Genomic DNA, 25,665 nt, shown 5'->3' on the forward strand with positions numbered 1-25,665 from the left:
CCTCGCCTGACAGTCCTGCATGATTGAAGGAGTTGCGTTACAGAAGTTCTTTAAACTTTTTTTGGGAAAGCGTCTTTGTATGATAGGTGGTGCGAAAGGTGTTCTCTCCGTTTCTGGCCTGGTTTCCGGAAAACAGGCCAAGAACGATAAAGAACCGATTGGAAAAGGATAGAAAGCGAAAGCCCCGGGTAAACTCTATTATTAAGAGTTTACCCGGGGCTTTCGCAATGGGTAAGATTACCGCTTAGAATTGAGCCGAAACGCTGTCGTTTAGTTGCTCAAGCATCGTATCCACCGCAGTGGTGTCAACTTCTCTTCTTCTGCGCGGCACTACTGTAATACAGTTATACTGTTTATTGATCTTCACGGTAGGCTTAGGGAACGGCCCCAGTTTGATGCCCAGATTAGGATCACGGTACACTTTCTCCATGAACCGCCCAAAGATAGGAAGCGCCGTTTTAGAGCCTTCACCGGTTCCGGACGTCCGGAAGTGAATACTGCGGTCTTCGCCGCCCACCCAAACGCCGGTTACCAGGTCTTTGGTGACGCCTATGTACCAGCCATCGGAATGGTTAGAGGTAGTACCGGTTTTACCGCCAATCTGGTTTCCTTTCTTCCAGAGATCATATTCCCAAAGCGCCTGCGAGGTACCGCCTGGTTCCTCCATGGTTCCTTTGAGCATGTGCACCATCAGGAAAGCGGTTTCTTCTGAGATCACCCTTTTCTGCTGCGGATTGAACTGGTCTACCACATTGCCGTTGCGGTCTTCTATCCGCATCACCAGCATGGGTTTGTTCAGGAAACCGTGGTTAATGAAGGTACTGTAGGCGTTTACCATCTCGTAAACACTCACATCAGAAGACCCCAGACCAATGGAAGGAACCGCTTCAATGGGGCTGGTGATTCCTAACCTACGGGCAAACTTACGCACCGTGTCCCAACCGATGGCCTCGGTTAACTGGGCGGTTACGGTATTGATGGAGCGGCCCATGGCGTGGCGCAAAGTCATTTGCCGGCCAGAGATGGAATGATCTGCGTTATGGGGCGACCACTCCATGGGTTTTCCGTTCTCTACGTAGCGGATGGTTACCCGCTGGTCCTGGATCTTGTCACAGGGTGAGTAACCGCCGTCAATGGCAGCCGCGTACACAAATGGCTTAAAGGTAGAACCCGGCTGGCGCTTGGCTTGCTTTACATGGTCAAACTTGAAGTTATCGTAGTCAATGCCCCCTACCCAGGCTTTGATATGGCCGGTGTACGGATCCATGGTCATCATGCCCGCCCGCAGGAACCGCTTGTAGTACCGCAGCGAGTCCATAGAACTCATGGTTACTTCCTTAGGTCCTTTCCAGGAGAACACGGTCATCTTTTTAGGCGTGTTAAGCTCGCGGTTAATGGCGGCCGTGTCATCGCCGTACTTGTTTTTTAAAGACTCGTACACCGTGGCTCGTTTAATGGAGGCCTCAATAAAGCCCGGTATCTCTTTGTCTTTGTCATCTACCCACGGATTACGCCCCCGCCAGTGGTTCTCAAACCGGTTCTGCAGGGATTTCATCTTCTCCTTCAGGGCTTCTTCGGCCAGGAGCTGCATGCGGGAGTCAATAGTCAGGTAGATTTTAAGACCATCGGCGTAAATGTCCAGGCCTTTTTCCTCGGCCCAGTTACGCACAAACTCGTTTACTGCCTGGCGGTAGTAAGCCGGCACGCCATCTAAGTGCTGCTCAACGTGGTACTTCAGATCAATAGGCAACTGGCTCAGGGAATCGGCTTGGGCAGCGGTGATCACCTTGTTACGGGCCATTTGGTTCAGCACCACATTGCGGCGAGCCAGGGCATTTTTAGGATTGAACCGTGGGTTATAGGTAGTGGGCGCCTTGAGTACCCCCACCAGCATGGCTGCCTCCTCGGGTTTCAGTTTGTCTGGCGTGGTGCTGAAGAATGTCTTGGAAGCCACCTTGATCCCGAAAGCATTGCTCCCGAAATCAACGGTGTTTAGGTACATGCCCAGGATTTCGTCTTTGGTATACCGCTGCTCCAGTTTAATAGAGGTGTTCCACTCCTTGGTCTTGGCCACAATGGTAGAAACCAACGGCACGTGCCCCAAAATGCCTTTGGTATTCTTGGTACGGGTTTTATATAGGTTTTTGGCTAACTGCTGCGTCAGCGTGGATGCTCCACGCGATTCGCCGCGGAGGTTATCTTTCACCGCCGCCAGCACCGATACCGGGTCAATCCCCTGGTGCTCGTAGAAGCGCTCGTCTTCTGTGGCCACCAGCGCTTTCACCATAATGGGGTTGATGCTGTCATACGGCACCAGGTCACGGTTCTCCCGGAAATACCGGCCCAGCAGAACCCCGTCTGACGAGTAAATCTCTGAAGGCAGGTTATTCTGCGGATTTTCCAGGTCATCTAACCCCGGTGACTCCCCAAACAAGTAAAACAGGTTGAAGTCAACGGCGAGAAAATATAAGACAATGAACGTCGCCCCGAAGACAAAGGTCTTCCAGAGGGTACGAATCAATTTATTGTATTTGGTACGCGGGGGGTTAATCTTCTGTTCTTCTGGCATGCTGCTATTACGGGCACAGAACCCGTCTTCTCACAAACGCCCAAAGTTACGGGAAAGTGTTGGTTTTCGCGAAGTTGCAAAGCTGTTTAGGGGCTATTTTCCAGAAAACAACCCCTAAACGGCCCAACTTACCAGAAAAGCTTGTTCCTGAGGCCAAAGCCAAAGCCCTTTGGATCACTTAAAATGCCAAGGGATTTTGAACCAAAGTCGGACTTTCATCAGTGCTCCTGCCAAGCCTGAGCATTAAAGATGAGGCAGGTTTCTGTTTACAGGCTCTTTTTATAAAGGTGATACAAAACCTTTTTATCATCATCGGTCAGAATCCCGTTTACTTCCTTCTGGATGAAATGGAGCTTGAAGGCCTTGATGGCGGCTTCCAGGTTCTTCACGTCATAGCCAATAATGCGCAGGGCATCTTTGGGCTGAAACGTGAGAGGGATAGTATCTACCGCCACCGTAGTGGTGGGCACCATTACGGGAGCCGGCACGGCGGCACTGTCTGGGCTTACGGCGGTAGAATCCTGGTAAAGCGGAATGGTGGTCTCAAACACTGAATTGCGCACGGCTTCTTCATCGTACCAAATCCCGAACCCGGCATCGGCCAGTTGTTTCCACGGGAACGTGGGGTTGGGATCTACCTTCCGGCTGGGGGCAATGTCTGAGTGACCTATGAAATTGGCAGCGGGTATTCCGTGTGTTTTCTTCAAAATAGTCAGAACCTGCAGCAAACTGGAGATCTGCGCCTCGGCGAAGGGCTCAGAGCCGTTATTATCCAGCTCAATACCAATGGACGTCGAATTCAGATCGGTGGTGTTGCCCCATTTACCGGCTCCTCCGTGCCAGGCGCGCAGGTAATCGCTGAGCATGTGGTACACCTTGCCATCGCGGCCAATCACGTAATGGGCACTCACCTGCGTTCTGGGGGTGGTAAAGGTTTTGAGCGTCTGCTCCGTTGAGTTCTGCGCCGTGTGGTGGATGACCACATAGTTGGGTTTGCGCATGTTAAAGTTGGTGGTTCCTACCCATTGGTCGCCCTGCTGCAGGCTGTCTTCGCCAGGATTGGTCACTGGGGTCTGGCGCAGGGTTTTGGCGTAGGTTTTCACCTGTTTCTTGTAGGCCCGGTTAGTGGTTGCGTACGGATTGCTGGTGCAGGCGGCCACTACCAACAGCACCGGCAAAAAGTGTTTGGAGGAGAAATGTTTCATAGCAATGGTTAGGAAGCCCAAATATGCTCATTTTCTGCGTACCACTGAATTCAGAAAACAACTTGATTAATACCCGGCCAACCTCTGGCTTGAAACAAAGCCTGTCAGTGCGCCTGCCATAGCTGACGCTCTATTATATAAAGGAGCCTTGCGTAAGTAAACAATTGATTCTTAGCTATTTTATTCACACCTTGTACCTACCCAGGCAGTTGGCCCGGGTAAAATTCCATGAGCGAAAGGCCTGCCAAGACTTACCTGTTTCTTCTAACCATAAATGCTTATTCCTATGGAAAACACAAAGAAAATCCTGTTCCTGACCGGTGATTTCGCCGAGGATTATGAAACCATGGTTCCCTTCCAGATGCTGCTTATGGTGGGGTATGAAGTGCATGCCGTGTGCCCCGGCAAAAAGAAAGGCGATACCATCAAAACCGCTATCCATGACTTTGAGGGCGACCAGACCTACACTGAGAAACCCGGCCACAACTTCCAGCTCACCTACTCTTTTGCCGATGTAAACCCCGCAGAATATGCCGGCCTGGTGATTGCCGGTGGTCGGGCCCCAGAATACCTTAGGCTGAACCAAACCGTGCTGGAGCTGGTGCAGCACTTTATGAAAAAAGACAAACCGCTGGCCGCAGTTTGCCACGGAATCCAGATCCTTACCGCCGCCCGCGTGGTAGAAGGACGCCGGCTTACCGCTTATCCGGCCGTTGGCCCAGAGGTAAGTCTGGCCGGCGGCACTTTTGTGCCCGTTGACGCCACCGAAGCCGTAGTAGACGGCAATCTGGTTACTTCTCCTGCCTGGCCTGGCCACCCGGCCCTAATCAGGGAGTTCCTGAAAGTGATGGGCGCCAAAATTGAAATCAATGCCACTGCGGCAATGGAGTACTAACTCTGTTCACTGGCTATTTTCCTATTTCTGGCCTGTTTTCACAGAAACAGGCCAGAAATAGCCTTTCTCAAAAAAATTTCAGACCCAGCCCTACTCTCTCGCTTATCCTTTTCTTTAAAAAACCCTCTAAACATTAAGCAAACAAACATTTTCAGTGCCTTTCAGGGCTGATATTGATTTAGGCTTATTAGAAGAAAATTACAATTAACATAAATTTTACTTCCCTTCTGGTGCTCTTTGCTTTACCTTTGTAAGCTCTCTTTGCTTCATTTAAAAGTAGTTGCTATGGATTTACCTCCTATTTACCTAGCAAATGAGTTTGAACCTCTTCCGGAAGAGCTTTATTCTGTAGAATCTGGCAAGCCTTTCCATTCATGCATCACGTGTCACCAGCCTCTGCTCCAGGACGGAGTTAATTACCTGCTGGAGAAGGCCGTTCGGTATTATCCAGAGGCAAAGGTGCAAGACGTGATTTTTGAGTACGCTATGTGCATGAACTGCGCCCAGCAGTTACGGGAAGAGCTCTCGCAGGAGTCAAAAGCCAATATTGATGCCTTCTTTGCCGAGCGGGTAAACCTGGTTGCAAGGCGCGAAGCCCTGATGGCGCTGCCTGATCCTCTTCGGTTAGAGAACTGGATTTCGCATTGCCTCATTACGGGTATTCCGCGTACAGAATGCACCGAGTACCAGATTTATGCCCAGTGCGATGGCCACGACCTTCTCTACACCTACATGCCCTACATGATCAGCAGCCAGGCCATGGAGGAAATCCAGGAACTGATCTCGGCGCACACCCGCCAGGTCCTGGATGATTTCATGGATCAGCACTTTGGCTTACCGCCAGAACTCCGCTCCCTGCTGCAGGATAAGTTGGTGTTGATTTAGAAGTTTCGTTTCTGGCTTTGTATGGAGTAGGTTTCTATCTTTCCGAAGTAGAACCAAACCAGTTAACCTGAACCAGAATGCGCCAATCTCTCCTACTGCTTTTCTGCCTGTGTTTATCGGCAACGACCTTTTCTCAGTCCAGGAAGACCGCCAAAACCACCGTTTCTCCCGATGACAAAGCGGTAGAGGCCGCCGTTGTGCGTTTCTTTGACGGCATGCGGGCCGGCGACAGCACCATGGCAAGGTCTGTACTGGCACCAAACGCCCGGCTGTTCTCAGTAAGCGCAGACAAAACCGGCAAGGTACTACCCCGGGAAACGCCCATGAATAAGTTTGTGGAGATGATTGCGCAGCCGCACCCGCAGGTGTTGGATGAGCGCATCTGGGACGTGAAAGTAAGCATTGACGGAGATCTGGCTACGCTTTGGTGCGAATACGCCTTCTATATCGGCGATACCTTCAGCCACTGCGGCGTAGATGCGTTCCAATTGTACCGCAGCCCCGAGGGCTGGAAAATTTTTGTCATCTCTGATACCCGCCGAAAGGAGAATTGCGACCTGAAAGCCGCACAGGCAGCTAAAAGCAAATCGACTCCCTAACCCTATTTATATCGTTTTAGACCTTTTCTTTAGGAAAGAGGCCTAAAACGACAGCTTCTCTTTAGAAGGAGACTTTGGTTTTATTCTTCAACTGGCAGGATTTAAGCCAGGCTAGCGCATCTTCACGGTTGTTGAACATACAGTATTCCAGTTGTCGGCCGATCTGGCTTATTTTCATGACCTGGCCGGCCGCATCACCGTAGGAATGTTCCTGGGCTACATGGGCCAGGTACCGCAACCCGTATTTCATGGCCCGGGGCAACCAGTCTTTCTCCAGCCAGGCCACGGCATCGGCCCAGGGACCGGTATGCTCGGTATTATCGTTCAGTTTGTAAGGGCATCCTGTTTGGGCCAGCACCTCCAGGCCAATCTCGCACGCTTTGCGCAGATCATTCTGCGAGGCGTACCCGAACCATTTGGTGTCTATCACGTCCAGGCTAGGGTTGTGTTCTATTACATAATACACTCTATCAAAAGAGTTTTTGGCTTCTTGGTACATGACAGGACCTATTTGGGACGGGGTTTAGATAGAAAGAGCACACAGGTGACGAGGGGCTACAATAAAAGTAGGTCTATTTTGCATGGCTTCAAACTACCCATGCCAATAAACTTGCGGCATAATAACAGATTGATTTGCTCCAGGCACTTCGTTCCACTTTACCCGTGAACAACCTTGCTCACCGTTTGTTTAAGCAGTGTCAGGAAAACCCTGAAAAAAAATCCGGCAGATGCAATCAAAGTGCCATCTGCCGGAAACATGATTACCTGGTTAGCCGCCAACGAAGTCCTTCTTCGGTTTCTCCGTCTTGCTTAAAGCCGTTTTTCTGCAGCACCCGCTGGGAAGCCACGTGCTGCACCAGGGTGTCTGCGATGACAGATGTTACGTCTGGGTGCCTGAAAAGCCAGGAAAGCAGTCCCTGCACTGCCTCGGTGGCGATGCCCTGTCCTTCAAACTTGCGGTCAATGAAATAACCAAGCATGGTTTCTCCTTTGGTGGTAGGCTTGCCGGCTACTCCAATGCCTCCTACCGTCAGGTTCAATTGCTCATGGATGATGAGCCAATGGGTATACCAGGCATATTCCTCTGGATTAGCTTCTACTTTGGGCAGCACGTACTCAGAGATAGCCACCTCAAACTCCTGTAAGAAACCAGGATCGGCGTTCAGCTCAAACTTCGAGGGTGCAAGGCCCAGCATCTGCTCCAGTTGCTGCCTGCTCTGCACCAGGGCCCGCAAGTGAGTGAGGGTAAGGGGGAATAACTGTAAACGGGGTGTTTTTATAGGTAACATGGTTTTTGCTTAACATTGAAAAAATAAAGACAATACTTACTTAGCCTTCCCTGAAAGAAAGGCGAGCAAAGCCTTAAAGGCATTTTGTTAAGCAATGCCAGGCATTATGAAAGAAGAAATCTGCGTGAACAGAGGCGTTAGTTGAATATTTAAGTAAACTTAGCAAATATTCGCTTCCGTTATCCTTTTTGCGGCATGAACACACCCGCCTTCTTCCTTCTGGCGCTTGCCTTGCTTCTTCCTTTTCTGGCTCCGGCCCAGGACCTGCAGAAACCTTTTAAAGAATGTGGTCTGGAAGGCAGCACCACCGTGTATGACACCCGCCAAAACCGCTGGACCTTCACCAATCAGCAGGATACCCAGAGAGCTACTCTGCCCGCCTCTACCTTCAAAATCCTGAACTCTCTGATTCTGCTGGAGGAGAAAGCCGTGCGCGATGAACACGAGGTGTTGAAATGGGATGGCCAGCAACGCAGCATTTCTGCCTGGAACGCCGATACCGACATGAAAAATGCCTTCGCTAATTCCACGGTTTGGTTTTACGTGCGGCTGGCCGAGCAGATTGGCAAAGACAAATACCGGGCTTACCTGAAACGATGCGGCTACGGAAACGGCAAACTGACCAATGGGCAAGGCGCTGATTTCTGGAACTACGGCGACTTTGCCATCTCGCCCAAAGAGCAGATTGAATTCCTCCGGAAGTTTTACCGCGAGCAACTGCCGTTTTCCAAAGAGAGCATCAGAAAGGTAAAACAGATGATGGTGGCCGAGCAGACTCCCGCTTACACCTTACGCGGCAAAACCGGCTGGACTTCTTACGGCGGCATAGACAATGGCTGGTGGGTAGGCTATCTGGAAACCAAAGACAACGTCTATTTCTTTGCCACGCGGGTCCACAAAGACAAGAATACCGCAAACGACAATTTCGCTTCCTGCCGGAAGACCATCACCAAACAAATCCTGCAGCAGTTGGGCATTTTACCAGCCGCCTGATCTCGGTTTTTATCCTGCTTTATTTAAAACAAGCTTAAAACAACAGCCAATAAACCAACTCCCAAACCCAGAAAGTCAATGGAACCCAGAATCACCCTTATCACCTTAGGCGTAGCCAACGTTGCGGCCGCCACCCAGTTTTATGAATCGGTTTTCGGGTGGAAGCGTACGGCTGACAGCCAGGAAGGCATCTCGTTTTTCCAGCTCAATGGCCTGCAACTCGCGCTTTTCCCAACGGAGGACCTGGCGCAGGATGCTCGTGTTCCCGCAGACGGTACCGGGTTCAAAGGGTTCAGCCTGGCGCACAACCTGCGCAGCGAGCAAGAGGTGGATGCGCTCTTTCTGGAACTGCAATCCAGGGGAGTCATCATTCTAAAGCAGCCCGAGAAAGTATTCTGGGGAGGCTACAGCGGCTACTTCTCAGACCTGGATGGGCACCTGTGGGAAGTTGCCTACAACCCATTTCTGCCGCTGGATGAAAAGGGCAACACGGCTCCCTAAAGGCTGTGCATGAAAGCGCATACACTTCTCTACCTTCGCGGCAGAATCCTTCCCCGTAAGAATTTGCGTATGTTTTCACATGGATAAAAAGGCGCTCCTTCCCTTGTTTCTGCTGCTTCTCCTGTTTATTTCTGTACAGGCCCAGCATGCAAAAAGAATTGAAATTGGCCTGCAGCTAGGCCCCAACTATACCTTCTTACGGGGAAACAAAGCGGTAAACCAGGTAAAAGGCGAAGCCAGAATTGCCGGGGGCGCCTACCTTAGGTACGCGGTGGGAAAGGTATTTCTGAGAACGGCGTTCCTGTACGAAAACAAGAGCAATAAGCAGGAAGAGGTCTCCCTGAGCTATGATGCTGACGGAAACGTGGTTGGTGAAACACCTTATTCGCTGCGGCAGGAGTTTCATTACCTTACCGTACCGGCCTTACTAGAAGTGCCTCTTCCCCTGAAAGGATTTCACGTTCTGGCCGGACCATATTTCAGCTTTCTGCTGGGGCAGGACATAACGGCTCATGGCGAATCTCTGGAGTATACCTCCTTCTACCGAAGAATTGACACAGGGCTTTCCGGGGGAGTTTCCTACTACAAGCCCATTTCTGCTTTCTTCAACCTGAAAGCAGAGTTACGGCATAATCTGGGCCTGCTGAACATCAACAAAGACCAGGAGGAATCCGCCGCCGTCAGGACCAATGCCACTAACCTCCTGTTAGGGGTTGGGTACAGTTTCTAAGCCAGTTCACCTAAGATCTCCGCATTCAGAAGCTAACTCCTGCTGAAAAGCTGTTTTGGGGCTGTTTTTCAGAAAACAGCCCCAAAACTACTCTACCCGATGGTAATGGTATAAGCGGTTTCAAATGTTTCGCCGGAGCCCAGAGACTGAATTCCCTCTTTCTCGCTTAGTTCAATGGGACCGCCGGTGCTGCCCGCCACTCCGCACCAGGGTTCAATGCAAAGGAAAGGCGCGCCCACGCGTTTGGTCCAGATGCCCAGGTACGGGAAGTTAGGGAAGCTTACCTGCACGAAATGCGGATGCTGATCGGTTTTGATGGTGACGCGGTCTGAGCGGAAAGCCTTGAACACCATGGCGTCTTTTTCATACTGCTCGTAACGGAGCGGCAGAATGGCCATGTTGTCCAGCACGGGCTCGGTTTGGCCGTTCTGCAAACCGGTGCCGTCTTCCAGCAGGTAGCGGGCTAAGGTCTCGGGTTGGGAGAACTCCAGGTAGTAGTCTTCAAACGCGCCGCCGGGTTGCATGGGCACATTAAAAGCCGGGTGTGCGCCAATTGAGAACAGCATCTCGCCCTGGCCGGTGTGCTCTACCTGCCATCTTACCTCCAGCGTTTGATCCTGCAATGTGTAGCTAATGCGCAGCGCGAAATCAAAGGGGTAAATTTTCTTGGTTTCGTCTGAAGACCTTAGCTCGTACACCAACCGGTTTTCTTCTTCCTGCACCAATTCAAACTCTTTGTCCCGGGCAAAACCGTGCTGCGGCAAGGAATAGGTTTGTCCCTTGTGCAGGTACTGGTCTTGCGGCAAACGGCCCACAATTGGGAACAGCACCGGGGCGTGCCGGTTCCAGAACTCGGGGCTGGCCTGCCAGATGTACTCGCGTTCGCCGTCTTTTTTCAGGAAGCTGCACAGCTCGGCGCCCGCAGTTTTCACTCCCACGCGCACGTATTCGTTTTCCAGGAAAGAGGTTTTCATAGTGATTCAGTTTTATGGGTGAAGAACCTGATCAACGGCTCTGATGGCGTTGCGCAGCCGTTCATCGGCGGAGCCGGAAATCTCTACGAACGGAACTCCCAACTGTTCCAGCTCCCGCCGGTACCAGTCATGGAAAAACTGGCGCAGGTGCGGGTGCTCGCGCTGAGGGTCTGGTTGCCACGGCAGGTCAATGTCCATGAACAGGTACAGGTCAACGTCCTGTTTTCTGAGCTCTTTCACAATAAAGGGCGCTACTTCATCATAGGCGTGCTCAGACCAGATTTTAAGTACCAGCAGTTCCGTATCCAGGAAAAGCAGCGGCGGATTCTTCTCTGCCTCGGCTTTCCAAAGGGCAAGCTGCCCGCGCGCGATGGCCTCCAGATCTGAGGCTTCGTACGCCCTCCCCAATGAGTCAAGGTAGGTACGGGCGTATTCCGGCACCCAGGGCGCTCCGTAATGATGGGCCAACTGGCTCGCCAGGGTAGATTTCCCGGTACTCTCGGGGCCGGTGATCGCTATTTTAACCAAACTACTGGGGTTTAATGGAAACCTGTTTGGGGCCTGTTTTTCCGAAATCAAGCCCTAAACAGTTGATGAAGCGAAAGTAGGTAAAATTCAGCTGTGCCTTCGTTTCTCAAAAACGAGCCAGAAAAGGCAGGCTCCTGTGGGAAGCAAAGTTCTACTGAGCGGTGGTGGTTTTCTTCCGGAAATCCAGGTTGTAGGTTAGGCCTACTTGCAGGGTGTGGTTGTTTTCAAACCAAACGCCGTTGCGTTGCGCCACGTGCTGGTGCAGGTAACCCACCTCCAGCGTGGCGTCTTTGTGGAAACGGTACCCTACTGCGGCGTAAGCGCGGTTCTGGTCAAAGATGTTGTTGGTCACGTTCGGCCCGAAGTTAACGAACACCTCATCATACAAGCCCAGGTAAAACTCTTTGTCTTCCAGGGTTGGGCCCGCCAAAGGAATTGTGGTGCGGAACTGGTAACGAACGCGGTTCATGTAGGTGTAGTCCTCGGCCCCGGCGAACTTAATCCAGCGCTGCTCCAACCGGAACCGGTGCTGCAAACCAAAGATGCCTTGCTGGTCTTTCAGTTGCAGCTGCTGGTAGGTGCGCTGCTCCGGAAAATCATCGCTGGCGGGGTTGTCTCCGTACGGATAGGTGTGCACATACGCGTACCCGCCCGCTATTGAAGCTCTTTCTGAGAGGTTATACACCAACGCCACCCGGGGCATGAACTGCTGAGGCTCCGTGATTACTTTATATCTACGCAACTGGAATTCTGTGTGCAGGCCCCATTTGTGGGAAAGGTGGTGCGTACCGTAGTACATGAACCAGCCATTGTAGTTGGTGTCATGTCGCCGATTGTTCTGGGCAATTACGTCTGAAAGCGAAAGAGTGAGAAGCAGGAAGCTTACAAGTAAGAGTTTTTTCATAGTTGTACTGGGCAGTCTACCGGGCGATGGGTGTTCACCCGCGGGGTTAAGGTTGCAAATCAAAAGGTAAAATCTGATTACGGCCAATTGAAGCAGTAGTTTTTAGGTTATTTTCTGAAAAAGAGGCTAGAATCCACAAACAAGAGGCAAAAAAAGCAGAAAACCCGCCACAAAAGCAGCGGGTTTTCTGGGGAAGTATATTTTAAAATCAGGTTATGAAAGCAAGCTAGTTTACCAGGCTATGGTAGCTTTGGCTCTTCTTGCGGTTGCCGTAATCATCCAGGTTCATGCGCAGGGCAAAGCCAGGCACTCCGTAAATGTACGTTGGAGACACCTGCACAATGGATGGTTTACGGCCCCAGCGGTTCCGGTGCGACAGGTAAGCCAAGTGCGAGGACAACATACCAATACCCGCTCCCACAAACACATCAGACTGCCAGTGCTTGTTGTTGAGCATCCGGAAAGCGCCTACGCTGGTGGCAATGGTGTACGCGCCAATGCCGTACCACGGGCTTTTGTGCTTCAATTCTGAGTTCAGGATAGACGCCGCCAAAAAAGCCTGCGCCGTGTGCCCCGAGGGCATTGATTCTCTGTTCTCTCCGTTAGGCCGCTCCAGGTTAGAGACCTGTTTGATCCCAAACACCGTGACCGCAAAGATGGCTTCGGCTTTCAGGATAAGGATGGAGGTGTTCAGGAAATCATTGTTGGACTTGACGTTGAAGAGGTTGGCGGCGGCTAATTCTACGTACGGCGCAATGAGTAGCGCATCGTCAACCCTCGTTCGGAAATTAGGAAAATGCTTCTGTATGTCGCGTTTAGCATCATAGCTGCTGTAGATACCGTTGTCCTTGATGGTGGTGAGACCATAGGCAATCAGGATGGTGGGAATAATGGTGGCTCTGAATGCTTTTGACTTGAAAAAGGGGGCTTTGGTATCAGGAGCGGTAACCGGATCCTGGTATTTTTTCAAAGTATCGGTGACTACAGGGTCTTGGTACTTTTTCAGGGTGTCTGCCTCCTGAGCCATCAGCTCCTGGCCAGACAAGCCAATGCAAAAGGTAAGCGCAAGCCAAAGACGTACAATATTTTTCATAATCCGATTATTGAGTGAGAATGTTATCATCTGCTTAATCGTTAGAAAAATTGAAAGGGTTGCCCCTAACGCACACTTTTTTATTGGCTTCTTTTTAAAGTGGTACCAATTCAAAATCTAAGCTCCGGGAAATCAATCAACTCCCTTCTGACTAGCTTTTGTTTGGACAATACCGGTAAGACCACCGCTTGACCTTCCTTAATCTGCCACCCACTTACCAGATTTTTTCAGGTTTCTCAGGCGGCTTTTTCTGCTTGATTCTGCTGCAGGCTTTTCTTCCAGTCCACGTAGCCCCACCACGCCAGGGCAAGGTACAGAAAGTATAAAACGGCGGTAGGATAAAGCTCTTTGTAGATATAGATAGGCACGTACACGGCATCCACGGCAATCCAGATCAGCCAGTTTTCCAGTTTTTTCCGGCTCATGAGCCATTGGGCTCCCAGGCTTACCGCAGTGGTGGCGGCATCCCAGTAGGCTAAATCGGCATCGGTGTTATTCTTGAGGTAGGTACCCAGGCCAATGGTAAACAAGGGCACAAACACCAGCAGCCACACCCACTGCCGGGACGTCATCTTAGACACGGGGCGCTCTGCCCGCTGGTTGCCTTTGTGCAGCCACATGTACCACCCGTAAAAGTTGAGCCCGGCAAACATGACCTGCAGGCCCATATCGGCGTAGAGGCGGGCATCGTAGAAAATGATAATGTACAGGGTCACGCTGATGAGCGCGATGGGAAAGGTCCAGATGTTCTGCCGGGCAGCCAGCCACACGCACAGCAAACCCGTGATTACGCCTGTCACCTCGGTGACAGTGGCCAGATCCCATTGGCTTGGGGAGAAAAGATCCATAGAAAGCTTTTTTGCCGGCTTCTGTTTTAGGGCTGTTTTTCAGATTAGTGCCTCAAAACAGAAGAAAGCATGGGTAAAGGTCACAAAAATAGAAGCTTCAGAGTTGGTTGTACCTGGCAGGAACCCTTTCCGTCAAAATAATTTGGGGTATCTTTGCCCTATGCTACCCGAGATCACGCCCCAACAACTGAAAGAACGCTTGGACCGCCAGGAACCGCTGCAACTCATTGACGTGCGCGAACCGCAGGAGTGGGCAATCTGCAATCTGGGCGGCCAACTGATTCCCCTTGGTGAGATTCCCAAACAAGCAGCTAGCCTAGACAAGGAAACGCCCACGGTGCTCATCTGCCACCACGGTTTCAGAAGTGCGCAGGCGTTGATGTTCCTGCAACAGCGCCACGGCTTCAACAACCTGCTGAACCTCAAGGGCGGCGTACATGCCTGGGCGCAGGAAGTAGACCCTACTTTTCCGGTATACTAAACGAAACCGATTTTGGCCTTTTTTAAGTAAATGAGGCACAAAACGGTAGCCTTGGTAAAGAAAGTTTTTCTCCACACACTAGGATATTCAACTTTTCCCTTAATTTTACGTGGCAAATACCATATACGCTATTTGCCATGCAGTCTCACGCTCCCAATTTGTTGTTCGAAGCCCTGACTTACGACGACGTTCTTCTCTTACCCGCTTATTCTGAGGTACTTCCCAAAGACACGAATACTTCCACCCAACTCACCCGCAACATCAGGGTAAATATTCCTATTGTGTCGGCGGCCATGGATACCGTGACCGAGGCAGATATGGCTATTGCCATGGCGCAGGAAGGCGGTATCGGGTTCATCCACAAAAACATGGGCATCCGGCAGCAGGCCGAGCAGGTGCGCAAGGTGAAACGCTCTGAGAGCGGCATGATCCTGGATCCCGTTACGCTGAACGAGCACGCCACCCTGGGCGATGCCGTGCAGATCATGAAGGAGCACAAGATTGGCGGTATTCCGGTGGTTTCCGCTGATAAGAAACTGGTAGGCATCATCACCAACCGTGACCTTCGGTTCGAGAAAAACTACTCGGTGAAGGTTTCTGAGATCATGACCAAAGACCGCCTGGTAACGGCCCCCAAAGGCATTGAGCTGGACAAAGCCGAGGACATTCTGCAGGAGTACAAGATTGAGAAACTGCCCGTGGTAGACGACAACGGCGTGTTGGTGGGTCTGATCACCTATAAAGACATCCTGAAAAGAAAGCACCGCCCTTACGCCTGCAAAGACGAATTCGGTCGGTTACGCGTGGGAGCTGCCGTTGGGGTAACACCGGATGTATTGGACCGCGTAGGCGCTCTGGTAGAGGCTGGCGTAGACGTGATCAGCGTTGACACTGCCCACGGACACTCCAAAGGCGTGATGGATGCGGTACGTAGAATCAAAGACGCGTTCCCGCACGTGGACCTGATTGCCGGAAACGTGGCTACCGCCGAAGGTGCCCGCGCCCTGGCCGATGCCGGCGCCGATGCCGTGAAAGTGGGCGTTGGTCCTGGTTCTATCTGTACTACCCGTATCATTGCTGGTATTGGGGTACCGCAGCTTTCTGCCGTGATTGAAGCCGTGAAAGGTCTGGAAGGAACCGGCGTACCAGTGATTGCCGACGGGGGTATCAAATTCTCCGGCGACATTGTGAAAGCCATTGCCGGCGGTGCCAGCACCATCATGATCGGTTCACTTTTAGCGGGTACTGAGGAAGCCCCCGGTGACATGCAGATCTTTGAAGGTCGTAAATTCAAAACCTACCGTGGTATGGGCTCAATTGAAGCCATGGGCGAAGGTTCTAAAGACCGCTACTTCCAGGATGCCGAGGACGATGTGAAGAAACTGGTGCCCGAGGGCATTGTGGGCCGCGTACCATACAAAGGCCTGGCCGGCGAGGTGCTGTACCAACTGGTAGGTGGCTTGAAGGCTGGTATGGGCTACTGCGGTGCTCCAGACATTGAAACCCTGAAGAAAGCCAAAATGGTGAAAATCACCGGAGCCGGTCTGCGCGAAAGCCATCCGCACGATGTACAGATCACCCGTGAAGCGCCTAACTACAGCCGCTAATCACCTCTTTTGGTAGTTTCTTTCAGAAAATACTCAGCTCTGCTCAATTCTTTTTGGGCAGAGCTTTTTCTTTAAGATTATCGCGGAGAGATTAGCATCTAATTAACCCATGTACCTTTTATTCTACCGGGAAGTCAAGAAGATAATAAGCTTCAGCACTTTAACCACCCTGCATCTGCGGCTTTCCTGAATACTAAAATGCAGGTGTTAATCAAGCGCTCCGTTGGCAGTAGCCTTTTTCCAAGCCTCTGCTATATCAGGCCACATTTCCCACAAGACATTTATTCATAGCAACTTGAAGAAATAAAAGCGATCAATCCCGTCAAAAACCAGGCGTAAAAGCGGGTTTGAGCAGCCAGATCATCTTTGCTCCCACCTTTGCGCAACCTGAGAATTTTTCTTTTCGGCTTTGTGTTTTCTAGTTACCCCTGCGCTCATTTTTTTGGAATCCTTTCTATTTTTATTGGCTCAATGCATTTACCAGAGCAATTGAATCACTAGAAAAATCTGATTTCGGACAGGTTTGAAGAACATAACTTTTTTTTAGTTACTTTTAAAAAATTCTCGTATTCACCCAAATCTAACACCTAAACACCACCAGCAGGCAACGTCACCAATGCCCCAAGACACAACTATAAAGCGGTTATCTTTTTTTACCGGATGCGTGAGCTGGGTGCTTCTATTGGTGAATGTGTTGTTTTTGGCCCGCCAAGGGCATGAGGGAGTTGCCAATGCCGCAGTCCCTTACCTGAACAACGTGCTTTCTGTGCTCTTCATTCTTTCTGTGTTTCTGTACCAGCGGTGCAACGTGCCGGTGCAGCGTAACGCAGAGTTCACGTCTCCGCTTTGGAACCTCTTTGTAAAAGGAGGCCTGGGTGCGTACGTCTGTATGCTGCTGTACATTGGCTACCCCGGCCTGAACCAACAATGGATCAACAGCCCTTACCTGCTGGATATCATTTACCAGATCCTCTTTGGGTTTCTGGTGTATTTTTTGGGAAAAGGGTTCTATACGTGGCGGCAATTCATTCTTTACCACAAGACCAAAGACCTGCAAGCGCAATGGAAATGGTTTGAGATACTGGTTTATCTCACGCTGTTGGTGCCTTTACTGAACGTGAAGTACATGCAGCACATCTTCCTGATCCTGGATCTGGGCCTGCTTCTGCTGTACAGCCTGTACATGAGTGTGCACCTCAGGTGGGTGGCCCTCCTAAGCCTGGACAAGAAATGGGGAAGCATTTTCCTGCTCACGGCCATTTTGCTTTCTGGGGTACTGTTTGTCAACTTCCTCTTCCGCTATGCAGACTCTCCTGAACTGGTGGTAGACTACACAGACAATCCGTTCATCCTGCTTACCCTTGCGTTCGTGCTGCTCTATGCCTTGGCGTCTTTGCTGGTGGCCTTGTTCAGTTTGCCCACTTCTAAAGTATTTGAGCAGAAAAACGCCGACCTGCTGAGTTTCCAACGGTTGAGCCACACTATTCAGCAAGGCCAGAGCGAACAGGAAGTGTATCAGCTTCTGTTTGAAAGCGCCACCAAAGCCACCGGGGCAGATGCGGGCTGGCTGGAGATAGGTGAGCAAAAGTATACAGACCCCTCCAGGTTCAGAGAGATTGCCCCCGATGACGATGTACAGGCCATGGTGAAAGCCATTGTCACCCTGGTGCATGAGGAGGACAAAACCGCCCGAGACAATGTGTACATCAACGGAGACCTTAACCTACACCCAGAGTTCAGGAACCTGAACAGCCCGTACAACTCATTGCTGGTAGTTCCCTTGGCCTCCACCAAGCGCCGGTATGGCTACTTATACCTTTTGCTGGAAGTAGAGCAGGGTTTTGATCCAGATACCGTGAGCGTGGTGCAATCTTTTGCAAACCAAACGGTGCTTACCATTGAGAACCTGCGGCTCATGGAAGAATCATTGCAGAACGAGCGCTACAAAGAAGAACTCAAGATTGCCAGTTTGGTACAGGACCGCCTGAACCCCAAGACCTTCCCCACCGATACCTGGTTTGAGATCAGCACCTACTCCCAGGCCGCCAAAGAAGTGGGAGGCGACTTCTATGATTACCTGCAACTGAGCGAGTCGCGCATTGCCATCATCATTGGAGACGTGTCTGGGAAAGGGATTTCCGCGGCGTTTCACATGGCCCAGATGAAAGGGATTTTCCACGGCCTCATGCAGCAGGACCTGTTGCCAGACGAGTTCATGGTGCAGGCCAACAGTGCCCTGAGCCGTTGCCTGGAGAGAACATCGTTCATCACCTCAGCCTTGTATATCATTGATTACAAGATGCAGGGGGTTTCCTTTGCCCGGGCGGGCCATTGCCACACACTTTACTACAACTCTATGATGGAAGATACGTTCTATTTCCAGACAGAAGGGTTGGGTCTGGGCATTATCAGGGATGCCTCCTACGCCAAGCGCATTCACCGCCTCCACTATGATTACAACCCCGGAGATGTGATGGTCATCTACACAGATGGCATTGTGGAAGCCCGCAATGAACGGCAGGATGAATACGGCGAGGAACGTCTCAAATACATGCTTTCCCAAACGTATCATTTAGAGGCAGAGGACATTAAAAGCGCTATCATCAACGATGTCAACGACTTCAGCAATGACACCCTGCACGATGACCAGACTCTGCTCGTAATCAAGTTTAAACACCGTCAACCTAATATTTAGAGGATTCGTAAAGAAGCACGATGAAGATAAAACATACTATTACCGACAACACTATCACCATCAGCCTGGATGGTGAGTTAGATGCCAGTTCCTCTGTGCTGCTGGATGAAGAGCTTTCCAATCCCAGCATCATGATGTTTGGCAAAATTCTGGTTGACTGCAAGAACCTCAACTACATTTCCTCTGCGGGCCTGGGCGTGTTCATCTCGCATTTGCAGCGCTTTGAAGACGCGCAGATCAAGCTGATCTTCTTTAACATGCAAGAGAAGGTACGTAACGTATTTGAGATTCTGGGATTAGATCTGCTTATGACCATTGTCTCTTCCTATGAAGAAGCTGTGACCATAGCCAATGACTAACAAGATCCGGGTCAGTTGTGACAGGAAGAACCTAAAGACCATCCGCGCGTTTGTGACGGAAACACTCTTACCTGCCCATTTGTCTGAGATCACGTTAAACCAGATCATCCTGGCCGTAGACGAGATCTGCGCCAACCTGATCATCCACTCCAACCAGGAAGACAGCCGTAAATTCATTTGTCTTTCCATCCATTATGATAAGAAGGAAATCGTGATTGAGCTGGAAGACAACGGCACCCCTTTTGTGAAGGCAAACTATAAGGAACCTAATATCCATGACAACATCAGGTCAGGGAAAAAAGGGGGCGTGGGGGTGGCTCTGGTTAACCGCATTATGGACAAAGTAGAATACAGCGTGAACGGCTCCACCAATATTTGCCGGCTTCACAAATACCTGCAATAAGCCACCCCGTAAATTTTTGATCCTTTGCACAATAAAAACAGTTTTTGGGCTGTTTTGAGCAAAAGATGCCAAAAATGGGGTGGGTTCTCCCCTCTCCTTTTTCTATGGCACTATGTTTTTCAATAGTAGCCCATTCTCTCCAAAAAAATGAGTAAAATTGCATAATGTTAGGGAAGCCTTGACACCCAGACATCCTGCATTTTGCTGATACCTATGCGAGTTTCTTCTTTGTATGTGGGCCTAAGCGCCCTGCTCCTCTTCCAGTGTACTTCTCAAAAGAAGTCAGCTGAACCCGCTCTGCTTACCATTGGCCCAGAAAAGGTTCCTGTATCTGAGTTTGCCTATGTCTATGAAAAAAACAACGGCTCAGCAGACAGTGCCTATACCAGCGCCAGCGTAAATGAGTACCTCAACCTCTACACCAATTTCAAACTGAAGGTGGCCGAGGCCAAAAGCCGGGGATTGGATACAACCCAGTCTTTCAGAACCGAGCTGAACGGGTATAAAGATCAACTGGCGCAACCCTACTTAACAGAGAAAAGTGTTACCGACCAGCTGGTGCGGGAAGCCTACGAGCGCCTGAAAAAAGAAGTAAACGCCACCCACATCTTGGTGACCGTAGATGCAGAAGCCGATCCTAAAGACACGCTGGCGGCTTTCCAAAAGATCTCTGATTTAAGAAACCAGGCCATAAACGGAACCTCGTTTGAAGCACTGGCCCAACGGTTCTCAGAAGACCCATCGGCCAGGGAAAACAACGGCAACCTGGGATATTTCACGGCGCTGCAGATGGTGTATCCGTTTGAGAACGCCGCCTACAATACCCCCGCCGGGCAGATTTCTCAGCCGGTAAGAACCCGCTTTGGGTACCACATCATCAAAGTGAACGAGGTACGTCCGGCCCAGGGTGAAATCAAAGTGGCCCACATCATGGTGCGTGCTCAGCAGGGTTTGCCTAAGGCAGACTCAGTGACCGCCAAGAAAAAAATAGACGAGATCTACAGCCGCGTACAGCGCAAGGAAGACTGGAACAGATTAGCTTCCCAGTTCTCTGAAGACGCAGCCTCAGCTGACAACGGTGGGGAGCTGCCATGGTTTGGCACCGGCCGCATGATTCCTTCTTTTGAGGAAGCCGCCTTTGCCTTGGCCAAGCCAGGAGCAATCTCAGCGCCAGTGCAAACTCCGTACGGCTGGCACATCATCAAATTGCTGGAGCGCAAAGAACTGCCTACGTATGAGGAGATGGAAACCTCGCTCCGTAACCGCATTGCCAAAGATTCCCGTTCAGAACTGAACAAAGCTGCGTTCCTGCGCCGCATCAAAACCGAAAACAAATTCCAGGAGAACCAGACCATCAAAGAAGCTACCCTTCGCCTGGCAGATTCTACTTTGTTAAGTGGCAAATGGAAATTCAACGTTCCGGCAGAGCCAAAGAACCTGCCTGCTGCTACGTTGTTCACCATCAGCGGCCAACCTTACACCGTAGGCAACTTTGCTACCTACATTGAGGCAAACCAACGCCCAAGACAGAACGCTTCTCCCGCTCACGCCATGAACCTGCTGTACGACCGCTTTGTGGAAGCCAGCTTGCTTAACTATGAGCGCGAGCACCTGGAGGAAAAACACAAAGACTACAGAATGCTGGTGAACGAGTACCATGACGGTATTCTGCTGTTCCAGCTGATGGAAGAGAAGGTATGGGCCAAGGCGGTGGAAGACACCACAGGTTTGAAAGCCTACTTTGAGGCCAACAAAGACAAATACATGTGGGGTGAGCGTGCCCAGGCTACTATTCTGAGCGCTGCCACCCCGGCAATTCTGGAGCAGGCCAAAGCCCAGTTGGAGCAAGGCAGATTCCAGTCGGTGCGCAACAGGCAGGCAGATCTTACCTTCACCTTTGGGAACGATGATCTTTCTAAGGCCGGGAAAGCCCAGTTAGACCAATTAGCAACCGCCATGCAGGCAGACACATCGCTTTCCCTGGAGTTAACCGGCTACCTGGATTCCCGCGAGGCCACCAACAAAAAGAACGCGAACCTGCCCACCCGCCGGGCCACTGCCGTGAAGAACTATTTGCTGCAGAAAGGAGTTGACAAAGAGAAAATTGAGTTGGTGCCAGCCGCTGGCCAGTCTGCCAGTTCCCGTAACGCCCGCAGAGTAGCCCTCACTGTATATTCTTCAGATCTGCAGGCCCTGGCAGAGCAACTGAACCAAAGCAACCCACTGGCCCTGCAAGTTACCTCGCGTAAGTTCCAGCGCGGCGAAAACAAGATGCTGGATGGCGTTACCTGGAAACCGGGCACCTACAACCTCACTCATGAAGGCAGACCAACCTGGGTGAAGATTGAGCAGGTAGAGGCTCCAACTCCTAAGAAGTTGAGTGAAACCCGCGGGGTGGTCATCTCAGATTACCAGAACTTCCTGGAGCAGGAATGGATCAAAGAACTGCGCCAGAAATATCCGGTGAGTGTCAATCAGCCAGAAGTGCAGAAGCTTATTAAGAAGTAAGCCGGACAGAAGTTTCCTTTAGTGGAGCGGTTTACCTAGCTTTGTCTGTTCACGACTATACTATTTTGCAAGAGAAGCGGTTCTATAGAAAGCTACCGCTATACAGAGTAACATGAAAATCAGAATATCTATTTCTTCTTTTTTTAAAACCATTCTAACTGTTTGCGTTCTGGCCTCCTTTGCGCAACAGGCAGAAGCCCAGCAGGCCACGTTGGTAGACAACATTGTGGCCAAGGTGGGAGGACACATCATTCTGCGTTCAGAGTTGGAGTTCCAGCACGCCAACGCGGTGAGCCAGGGCTACAAGTCTCCAACCCTGCGTTGCGAGATTCTGCGGTCTTTGGTGCAGAACAAACTGTTGCTAGCCCGTGCCGAGGTGGATTCTGTGATTGTAGAGGAAAGCACCATCAACGCTGAGTTGGAAGGACGTTTAAACCAGTTTGTTGCCCAGATTGGTAGCCCAGAGCGCCTGGAGGAGTACTACAACAAGCCCATGAGCGAGATCAGAAGCGATCTGCGCCGCAGCCTGACCGAGCAATTGACCGTGCAGAAAATGGAGCGGGAGATTGCCGGTAAAATCAAGGTGACGCCTAAAGAGGTACAACGCTATTTCAACCGTATTCCTAAAGACAGCTTACCATACTTTTCTACCGAGGTGGAAGTTGGGCAGATTGTGAAGATCGCGCAGATTGGAACCGCTCAGAAGCAAGCCGCCCGTGAGCAGTTAGAAGCCATCCGGAAGCGCATTGTAGCCGGAGAAGACTTTGCCACGCTGGCCCGCCAGTATTCACAGGACCCTGGTTCTGGTGCGCAGGGCGGAGAGTTGGGCTTCTTCAAGAAACGTGAACTGGTACCTGAGTACGAAGCAGCAGCCTTGAAACTGCAGCCCGGCGAGATATCTCCGGTGATTGAGTCAATGTTCGGGTTCCACGTTATCCAGCTGATTGAGCGCCGCGGCGAAGAATTCAACACGCGCCATATCCTCATCAAACCGGCCACTGCCCAGGTAGACGTGCAGCAAACCGCTCACTTGCTGGACAGCATCCGTACCCGTATTCAGGCAGACAGCATCTCTTTCGCCAAAGCGGCCAAAGAATTTTCAGACGACATGGCTACCAAAGGCAACGGTGGGATGATCACTTTGCCCAACAGCCCTACCACCTACATTCCGGTAGACAAGCTGGACCCGTCTGTTTTCTTCGTGATTGATACCATGCAGGTAGGTTCTATCAGCGGGCCGCTTCCGTACCGTACCGAGGATGGCAAAGAGGCCATGCGTATTCTTTACCTCAAGTCAAAGTCTACGCCGCACCAGGCCAACTTGCAAGACGACTATCAAAAGATTGCCGCTGCCGCCCTGGCCGACAAGCGTAACCGAGCCATTAACGAGTGGTTTGAAAAAAATAAAGAAACGGTGTTTATTGACATCGTTCCAGATTTCAAAACCTGTAGTTTAGACGACTAAATCCCCTATTATGCCTTCATTTGCCTCTGACAAAGAAGCTGCAGATGCGCTTCACCATGCCTACAAGCGTCTGACCACCGAGATTTCCCAAACCATTATTGGCCAGGAAGAAGTGGTAAAACTGGTGCTGACTGCTGTTTTTTGTCAGGGGCATTGTCTTTTAGTGGGAGTACCGGGTCTGGCCAAGACCCTCCTGATCCAGACCATCTCCAACTCCCTGGATCTTTCGTTCAACCGGGTTCAGTTCACCCCAGATTTGATGCCTTCTGACATTTTGGGCTCAGAAACGCTGGACCAGAACCGCCATTTCCAGTTTGTGAAAGGCCCGGTGTTCGCCAACATCGTTCTAGCCGATGAGATCAACCGGACGCCGCCTAAAACCCAGGCGGCGCTGTTGGAGGCCATGCAGGAATACTCGGTAACGGTAGCCGGGCACCATTACAACCTGCCTCGTCCGTTCTTTGTGCTGGCCACCCAGAACCCCATTGAGCAAGAAGGAACCTACCCATTGCCAGAGGCTCAGCTAGACCGCTTCATGTTCCATGTGGCCCTCTCCTACCCTAGCTACGAGGCCGAGCTGCAGATTGTCAAGAACACCACCGGTGACCGCAAGCATACCCCTACTGTTATCTTACACGCCGAGGAAATCACCGCTTTTCAGCAATTGGTACGCCGCGTGCCGGTAACCGACAACGTGGTGGAATATGCGGTGAAGCTGGTACATAAAACCCGGCCTAATACCCAAATGGCGGGTACGCAAACAAACCAGTACCTGGAATGGGGTGCCGGGCCACGCGCCTCGCAGCACCTGATTATGGGCGCTAAGTGCAATGCTCTCATCAGGGGCAAGTACTCCCCAGATATTGAAGACGTGCAGGCCGTGGCCGTGCCAATTCTGCGCCACCGTTTGGTTCGAAACTTCAAAGCTGAGGCAGAAGGCATTACCGTAGAGCAGATCATCCAAGGGTTACTCTAAACTGTTTTTGCGCCTTTTTGAAGAAAGCAGGCGCAAAACCAAAGGGTGCATCGGCGTTAGCAGGAAACCACCTGCCGGGTTGCTCTATTGGCTAACTGGCTAAAGCAAAAGAAGAGCAGTTTCCGTTTCAGTCCTCTTTTTCAGAAAACAACTTTAAAACAGCAAAGCTTCCTCTGCCTTTCACCGTAATGGGTTAGTGAAAAAGAGGAAGCTTTGTTTATTTTTGTCCCTGATTTAAAATCTATTCTACCTCATGGAAGCAGCAGCTCTGTACGAACGCTTTGAAAGAAACCTGGAAACCATCTTCTCCTACATTAAGCGAGGGCTGGATGTACGCACCACTCCTTACCACATCTCCATGCCATTGGAGGTGAACCTGCTGTGCGATGTCCTGACCAACGCTGGCTTTCCCTGCCAGGTAACCCGGGGTGGTTTTGACGCACTGGTTGAATTCCATGACCTGTACATGAGAGAGGGCAAACGCGTGTCTGAGGTAATGCACAGAATTCTGGAAGACAAACGGGCTTACATCCGCACTCCAGAGGGAACCGTACTGATGAAAGAGCAACTGATCCGCCGGTTAGAATACTTCAATGAAATTGCCCACTCTATGGAAGTAATTGCCCGCCTGCAGCAACTGGGCAGCCCTCTGCAATACAACTACCCTTTCCTGAAACAATAAGGCAACAAATTACAGAGGAACTGACCTCTGCATAGATACCAAACGGGCTGGGGGTTGAAGATTCAGTTGATCTTCAACCCCCAGCCCGTTTATGGCTTATTATACCCCAGAATCTGCACTTTCAGTTTTTGTCCTTCCTGCCGCTCTGCCCGGAACGTGACCCAAGCCTCCTGCTTACTTTCTTTGGGTGCCAATGGGAAAGTGGTTTCTGCCTTGTCTACTTCTCTTCCGTTCTGTTGCAGCGTGATTTCCACGGTTACATTCTCGGCGGTTTGCTCTCCTACATTGATGAGTTCTAAGCGGTAGATATTCCGGTTGAGTTTATCCTGCTCGGGTTGGGCTTTCACCCGCAGATCGGGCGGGGTGTCTTTGTAGGAAACGGCTTTTACTCCCAGGTATCCAATCAAGGCAAGAATAAGCAGGGCACTGGCGCCAAACACCACCCACTCCAGCTTATTCTTATTCATTTGTGCTTG

At 51.0% G+C, this 25,665-nt stretch carries 25 protein-coding genes; 15 read left to right on the forward strand and 10 right to left on the reverse strand.

The window, feature by feature from the left end; translation table 11 throughout:
* Nucleotides 1-244 precede the first annotated feature (244 nt).
* Nucleotides 245-2,569 carry a penicillin-binding protein 1A gene (locus JT719_RS09580; RefSeq protein ID WP_207432763.1) on the reverse strand — a complete coding sequence of 775 codons (2,325 nt, stop codon included), beginning with the start codon at nt 2,567-2,569 and terminating at the stop codon, nt 245-247.
* 266 nt (nt 2,570-2,835) lie between these two features.
* Complete coding sequence (locus JT719_RS09585; RefSeq protein WP_207432765.1) at nt 2,836-3,774, reverse strand: N-acetylmuramoyl-L-alanine amidase; 939 nt, start codon at nt 3,772-3,774, stop codon at nt 2,836-2,838.
* 286 nt (nt 3,775-4,060) lie between these two features.
* On the opposite strand from JT719_RS09585, the gene JT719_RS09590 reads away from it, so the two are divergent.
* From JT719_RS09590 to JT719_RS09600, 3 genes are all read left to right on the forward strand, one after another.
* The gene (locus JT719_RS09590; RefSeq protein ID WP_207432766.1) at nt 4,061-4,669 is read left to right on the forward strand and encodes a DJ-1/PfpI family protein; all 609 of its coding nucleotides are present in this window, start codon (nt 4,061-4,063) and stop codon (nt 4,667-4,669) included.
* Between the two features lie 285 nt (nt 4,670-4,954).
* The gene (locus tag JT719_RS09595) at nt 4,955-5,554 is read left to right on the forward strand and encodes a hypothetical protein (RefSeq protein WP_207432772.1); all 600 of its coding nucleotides are present in this window, start codon (nt 4,955-4,957) and stop codon (nt 5,552-5,554) included.
* Between the two features lie 77 nt (nt 5,555-5,631).
* A complete protein-coding gene (locus tag JT719_RS09600; RefSeq protein WP_207432773.1) occupies nt 5,632-6,153 on the forward strand; it encodes a nuclear transport factor 2 family protein in 522 nt (173 codons plus the stop codon).
* 61 nt (nt 6,154-6,214) lie between these two features.
* Here JT719_RS09600 and JT719_RS09605 read toward each other — a convergent pair whose 3' ends face one another.
* Nucleotides 6,215-6,652 carry a hypothetical protein gene (locus tag JT719_RS09605; RefSeq protein ID WP_207432775.1) on the reverse strand — a complete coding sequence of 146 codons (438 nt, stop codon included), beginning with the start codon at nt 6,650-6,652 and terminating at the stop codon, nt 6,215-6,217.
* 262 nt (nt 6,653-6,914) lie between these two features.
* Nucleotides 6,915-7,442 (reverse strand): GNAT family N-acetyltransferase, encoded by a 528-nt coding sequence (locus JT719_RS09610; RefSeq protein WP_207432776.1) that lies wholly within the window; start codon nt 7,440-7,442, stop codon nt 6,915-6,917.
* A 195-nt stretch (nt 7,443-7,637) separates the two neighbouring features.
* On the opposite strand from JT719_RS09610, the gene JT719_RS09615 reads away from it, so the two are divergent.
* The 3 genes from JT719_RS09615 (at nt 7,638) to JT719_RS09625 (ending at nt 9,666) form a co-directional block, all read left to right on the forward strand.
* Nucleotides 7,638-8,435, forward strand: a complete 798-nt coding sequence (locus JT719_RS09615) for a class D beta-lactamase (protein ID WP_207432778.1) — start codon at nt 7,638-7,640, stop codon at nt 8,433-8,435.
* Nucleotides 8,436-8,513: 78 nt separating this feature from the next.
* Entirely contained in the window at nt 8,514-8,936 is a 423-nt protein-coding gene (locus JT719_RS09620) for a VOC family protein (RefSeq protein WP_207432779.1), read from the forward strand.
* A 79-nt stretch (nt 8,937-9,015) separates the two neighbouring features.
* Nucleotides 9,016-9,666: a porin family protein gene (locus JT719_RS09625; protein WP_207432780.1), complete on the forward strand. Its 651-nt coding sequence runs from the start codon at nt 9,016-9,018 to the stop codon at nt 9,664-9,666.
* Between the two features lie 92 nt (nt 9,667-9,758).
* Here the strand turns inward: JT719_RS09625 and JT719_RS09630 are convergent, their stop codons facing one another.
* The 5 genes from JT719_RS09630 to pnuC form a co-directional block, all read right to left on the reverse strand.
* Nucleotides 9,759-10,640 (reverse strand): aldose 1-epimerase family protein, encoded by an 882-nt coding sequence (locus JT719_RS09630; protein ID WP_207432782.1) that lies wholly within the window; start codon nt 10,638-10,640, stop codon nt 9,759-9,761.
* Nucleotides 10,641-10,652: 12 nt separating this feature from the next.
* A complete protein-coding gene (locus JT719_RS09635; RefSeq protein WP_207432783.1) occupies nt 10,653-11,168 on the reverse strand; it encodes an AAA family ATPase in 516 nt (171 codons plus the stop codon).
* A gap of 151 nt (nt 11,169-11,319) precedes the next feature.
* Nucleotides 11,320-12,072: a DUF2490 domain-containing protein gene (locus JT719_RS09640; protein ID WP_207432784.1), complete on the reverse strand. Its 753-nt coding sequence runs from the start codon at nt 12,070-12,072 to the stop codon at nt 11,320-11,322.
* 226 nt (nt 12,073-12,298) lie between these two features.
* Nucleotides 12,299-13,165 carry a phosphatase PAP2 family protein gene (locus JT719_RS09645; protein WP_207432786.1) on the reverse strand — a complete coding sequence of 289 codons (867 nt, stop codon included), beginning with the start codon at nt 13,163-13,165 and terminating at the stop codon, nt 12,299-12,301.
* A gap of 236 nt (nt 13,166-13,401) precedes the next feature.
* A complete protein-coding gene (gene pnuC, locus JT719_RS09650; RefSeq protein ID WP_207432787.1) occupies nt 13,402-14,013 on the reverse strand; it encodes a nicotinamide riboside transporter PnuC in 612 nt (203 codons plus the stop codon).
* Nucleotides 14,014-14,173: 160 nt separating this feature from the next.
* Between pnuC and JT719_RS09655 the strand changes: the two genes are divergently transcribed.
* The 9 genes from JT719_RS09655 to JT719_RS09695 all read left to right on the forward strand — a co-directional run bounded on the left by JT719_RS09655 (nt 14,174) and on the right by JT719_RS09695 (nt 25,189).
* Nucleotides 14,174-14,494, forward strand: a complete 321-nt coding sequence (locus tag JT719_RS09655) for a rhodanese-like domain-containing protein (RefSeq protein ID WP_207432788.1) — start codon at nt 14,174-14,176, stop codon at nt 14,492-14,494.
* A gap of 137 nt (nt 14,495-14,631) precedes the next feature.
* Nucleotides 14,632-16,101 (forward strand): IMP dehydrogenase, encoded by a 1,470-nt coding sequence (guaB, locus tag JT719_RS09660; RefSeq protein ID WP_207432789.1) that lies wholly within the window; start codon nt 14,632-14,634, stop codon nt 16,099-16,101.
* A gap of 664 nt (nt 16,102-16,765) precedes the next feature.
* On the forward strand, nt 16,766-18,796 hold the full coding sequence (locus JT719_RS09665) for a PP2C family protein-serine/threonine phosphatase (protein WP_341350750.1): 2,031 nt from the start codon (nt 16,766-16,768) through the stop codon (nt 18,794-18,796).
* A gap of 20 nt (nt 18,797-18,816) precedes the next feature.
* Nucleotides 18,817-19,155: an STAS domain-containing protein gene (locus JT719_RS09670; protein WP_062544051.1), complete on the forward strand. Its 339-nt coding sequence runs from the start codon at nt 18,817-18,819 to the stop codon at nt 19,153-19,155.
* On the forward strand, nt 19,148-19,558 hold the full coding sequence (locus tag JT719_RS09675; protein ID WP_207432791.1) for an ATP-binding protein: 411 nt from the start codon (nt 19,148-19,150) through the stop codon (nt 19,556-19,558). The genes JT719_RS09670 and JT719_RS09675 overlap by 8 nt, the downstream gene beginning before the upstream one ends.
* A 213-nt stretch (nt 19,559-19,771) precedes the next feature.
* A complete protein-coding gene (locus JT719_RS09680) occupies nt 19,772-22,066 on the forward strand; it encodes a peptidylprolyl isomerase (RefSeq protein WP_207432792.1) in 2,295 nt (764 codons plus the stop codon).
* 112 nt (nt 22,067-22,178) lie between these two features.
* Complete coding sequence (locus JT719_RS09685) at nt 22,179-23,531, forward strand: peptidylprolyl isomerase (protein ID WP_207432793.1); 1,353 nt, start codon at nt 22,179-22,181, stop codon at nt 23,529-23,531.
* A gap of 10 nt (nt 23,532-23,541) precedes the next feature.
* Nucleotides 23,542-24,507, forward strand: coding sequence for an AAA family ATPase (locus tag JT719_RS09690; RefSeq protein ID WP_207432794.1), 966 nt, complete (start codon nt 23,542-23,544; stop codon nt 24,505-24,507).
* A 253-nt stretch (nt 24,508-24,760) separates the two neighbouring features.
* Nucleotides 24,761-25,189, forward strand: coding sequence for a hypothetical protein (locus tag JT719_RS09695; RefSeq protein ID WP_207432796.1), 429 nt, complete (start codon nt 24,761-24,763; stop codon nt 25,187-25,189).
* Between the two features lie 89 nt (nt 25,190-25,278).
* Here JT719_RS09695 and JT719_RS09700 read toward each other — a convergent pair whose 3' ends face one another.
* On the reverse strand, nt 25,279-25,656 hold the full coding sequence (locus JT719_RS09700; protein ID WP_207432797.1) for a hypothetical protein: 378 nt from the start codon (nt 25,654-25,656) through the stop codon (nt 25,279-25,281).
* Nucleotides 25,657-25,665 lie beyond the last annotated feature (9 nt).

The sequence above is a fragment of the Sabulibacter ruber genome (genome assembly GCF_017355955.1).
Lineage (GTDB): Bacteria > Bacteroidota > Bacteroidia > Cytophagales > Hymenobacteraceae > Nibribacter > Nibribacter ruber_A.

Bases quoted from the DNA above. Each gene is read 5' to 3' on its own strand.
- JT719_RS09580 (WP_207432763.1), bottom strand. From the start codon at position 2,569: ATGCCAGAAGAACAGAAGATTAACCCCCCGCGTACCAAATACAATAAA.
- JT719_RS09585 (WP_207432765.1), bottom strand. From the start codon at position 3,774: ATGAAACATTTCTCCTCCAAACACTTTTTGCCGGTGCTGTTGGTAGTG.
- JT719_RS09590 (WP_207432766.1), top strand. From the start codon at position 4,061: ATGGAAAACACAAAGAAAATCCTGTTCCTGACCGGTGATTTCGCCGAG.
- JT719_RS09595 (WP_207432772.1), top strand. From the start codon at position 4,955: ATGGATTTACCTCCTATTTACCTAGCAAATGAGTTTGAACCTCTTCCG.
- JT719_RS09600 (WP_207432773.1), top strand. From the start codon at position 5,632: ATGCGCCAATCTCTCCTACTGCTTTTCTGCCTGTGTTTATCGGCAACG.
- JT719_RS09605 (WP_207432775.1), bottom strand. From the start codon at position 6,652: ATGTACCAAGAAGCCAAAAACTCTTTTGATAGAGTGTATTATGTAATA.
- JT719_RS09610 (WP_207432776.1), bottom strand. From the start codon at position 7,442: ATGTTACCTATAAAAACACCCCGTTTACAGTTATTCCCCCTTACCCTC.
- JT719_RS09615 (WP_207432778.1), top strand. From the start codon at position 7,638: ATGAACACACCCGCCTTCTTCCTTCTGGCGCTTGCCTTGCTTCTTCCT.
- JT719_RS09620 (WP_207432779.1), top strand. From the start codon at position 8,514: ATGGAACCCAGAATCACCCTTATCACCTTAGGCGTAGCCAACGTTGCG.
- JT719_RS09625 (WP_207432780.1), top strand. From the start codon at position 9,016: ATGGATAAAAAGGCGCTCCTTCCCTTGTTTCTGCTGCTTCTCCTGTTT.
- JT719_RS09630 (WP_207432782.1), bottom strand. From the start codon at position 10,640: ATGAAAACCTCTTTCCTGGAAAACGAATACGTGCGCGTGGGAGTGAAA.
- JT719_RS09640 (WP_207432784.1), bottom strand. From the start codon at position 12,072: ATGAAAAAACTCTTACTTGTAAGCTTCCTGCTTCTCACTCTTTCGCTT.
- JT719_RS09645 (WP_207432786.1), bottom strand. From the start codon at position 13,165: ATGAAAAATATTGTACGTCTTTGGCTTGCGCTTACCTTTTGCATTGGC.
- pnuC (WP_207432787.1), bottom strand. From the start codon at position 14,013: ATGGATCTTTTCTCCCCAAGCCAATGGGATCTGGCCACTGTCACCGAG.
- JT719_RS09655 (WP_207432788.1), top strand. From the start codon at position 14,174: ATGCTACCCGAGATCACGCCCCAACAACTGAAAGAACGCTTGGACCGC.
- guaB (WP_207432789.1), top strand. From the start codon at position 14,632: ATGCAGTCTCACGCTCCCAATTTGTTGTTCGAAGCCCTGACTTACGAC.
- JT719_RS09670 (WP_062544051.1), top strand. From the start codon at position 18,817: ATGAAGATAAAACATACTATTACCGACAACACTATCACCATCAGCCTG.
- JT719_RS09675 (WP_207432791.1), top strand. From the start codon at position 19,148: ATGACTAACAAGATCCGGGTCAGTTGTGACAGGAAGAACCTAAAGACC.
- JT719_RS09680 (WP_207432792.1), top strand. From the start codon at position 19,772: ATGCGAGTTTCTTCTTTGTATGTGGGCCTAAGCGCCCTGCTCCTCTTC.
- JT719_RS09685 (WP_207432793.1), top strand. From the start codon at position 22,179: ATGAAAATCAGAATATCTATTTCTTCTTTTTTTAAAACCATTCTAACT.
- JT719_RS09690 (WP_207432794.1), top strand. From the start codon at position 23,542: ATGCCTTCATTTGCCTCTGACAAAGAAGCTGCAGATGCGCTTCACCAT.
- JT719_RS09695 (WP_207432796.1), top strand. From the start codon at position 24,761: ATGGAAGCAGCAGCTCTGTACGAACGCTTTGAAAGAAACCTGGAAACC.
- JT719_RS09700 (WP_207432797.1), bottom strand. From the start codon at position 25,656: ATGAATAAGAATAAGCTGGAGTGGGTGGTGTTTGGCGCCAGTGCCCTG.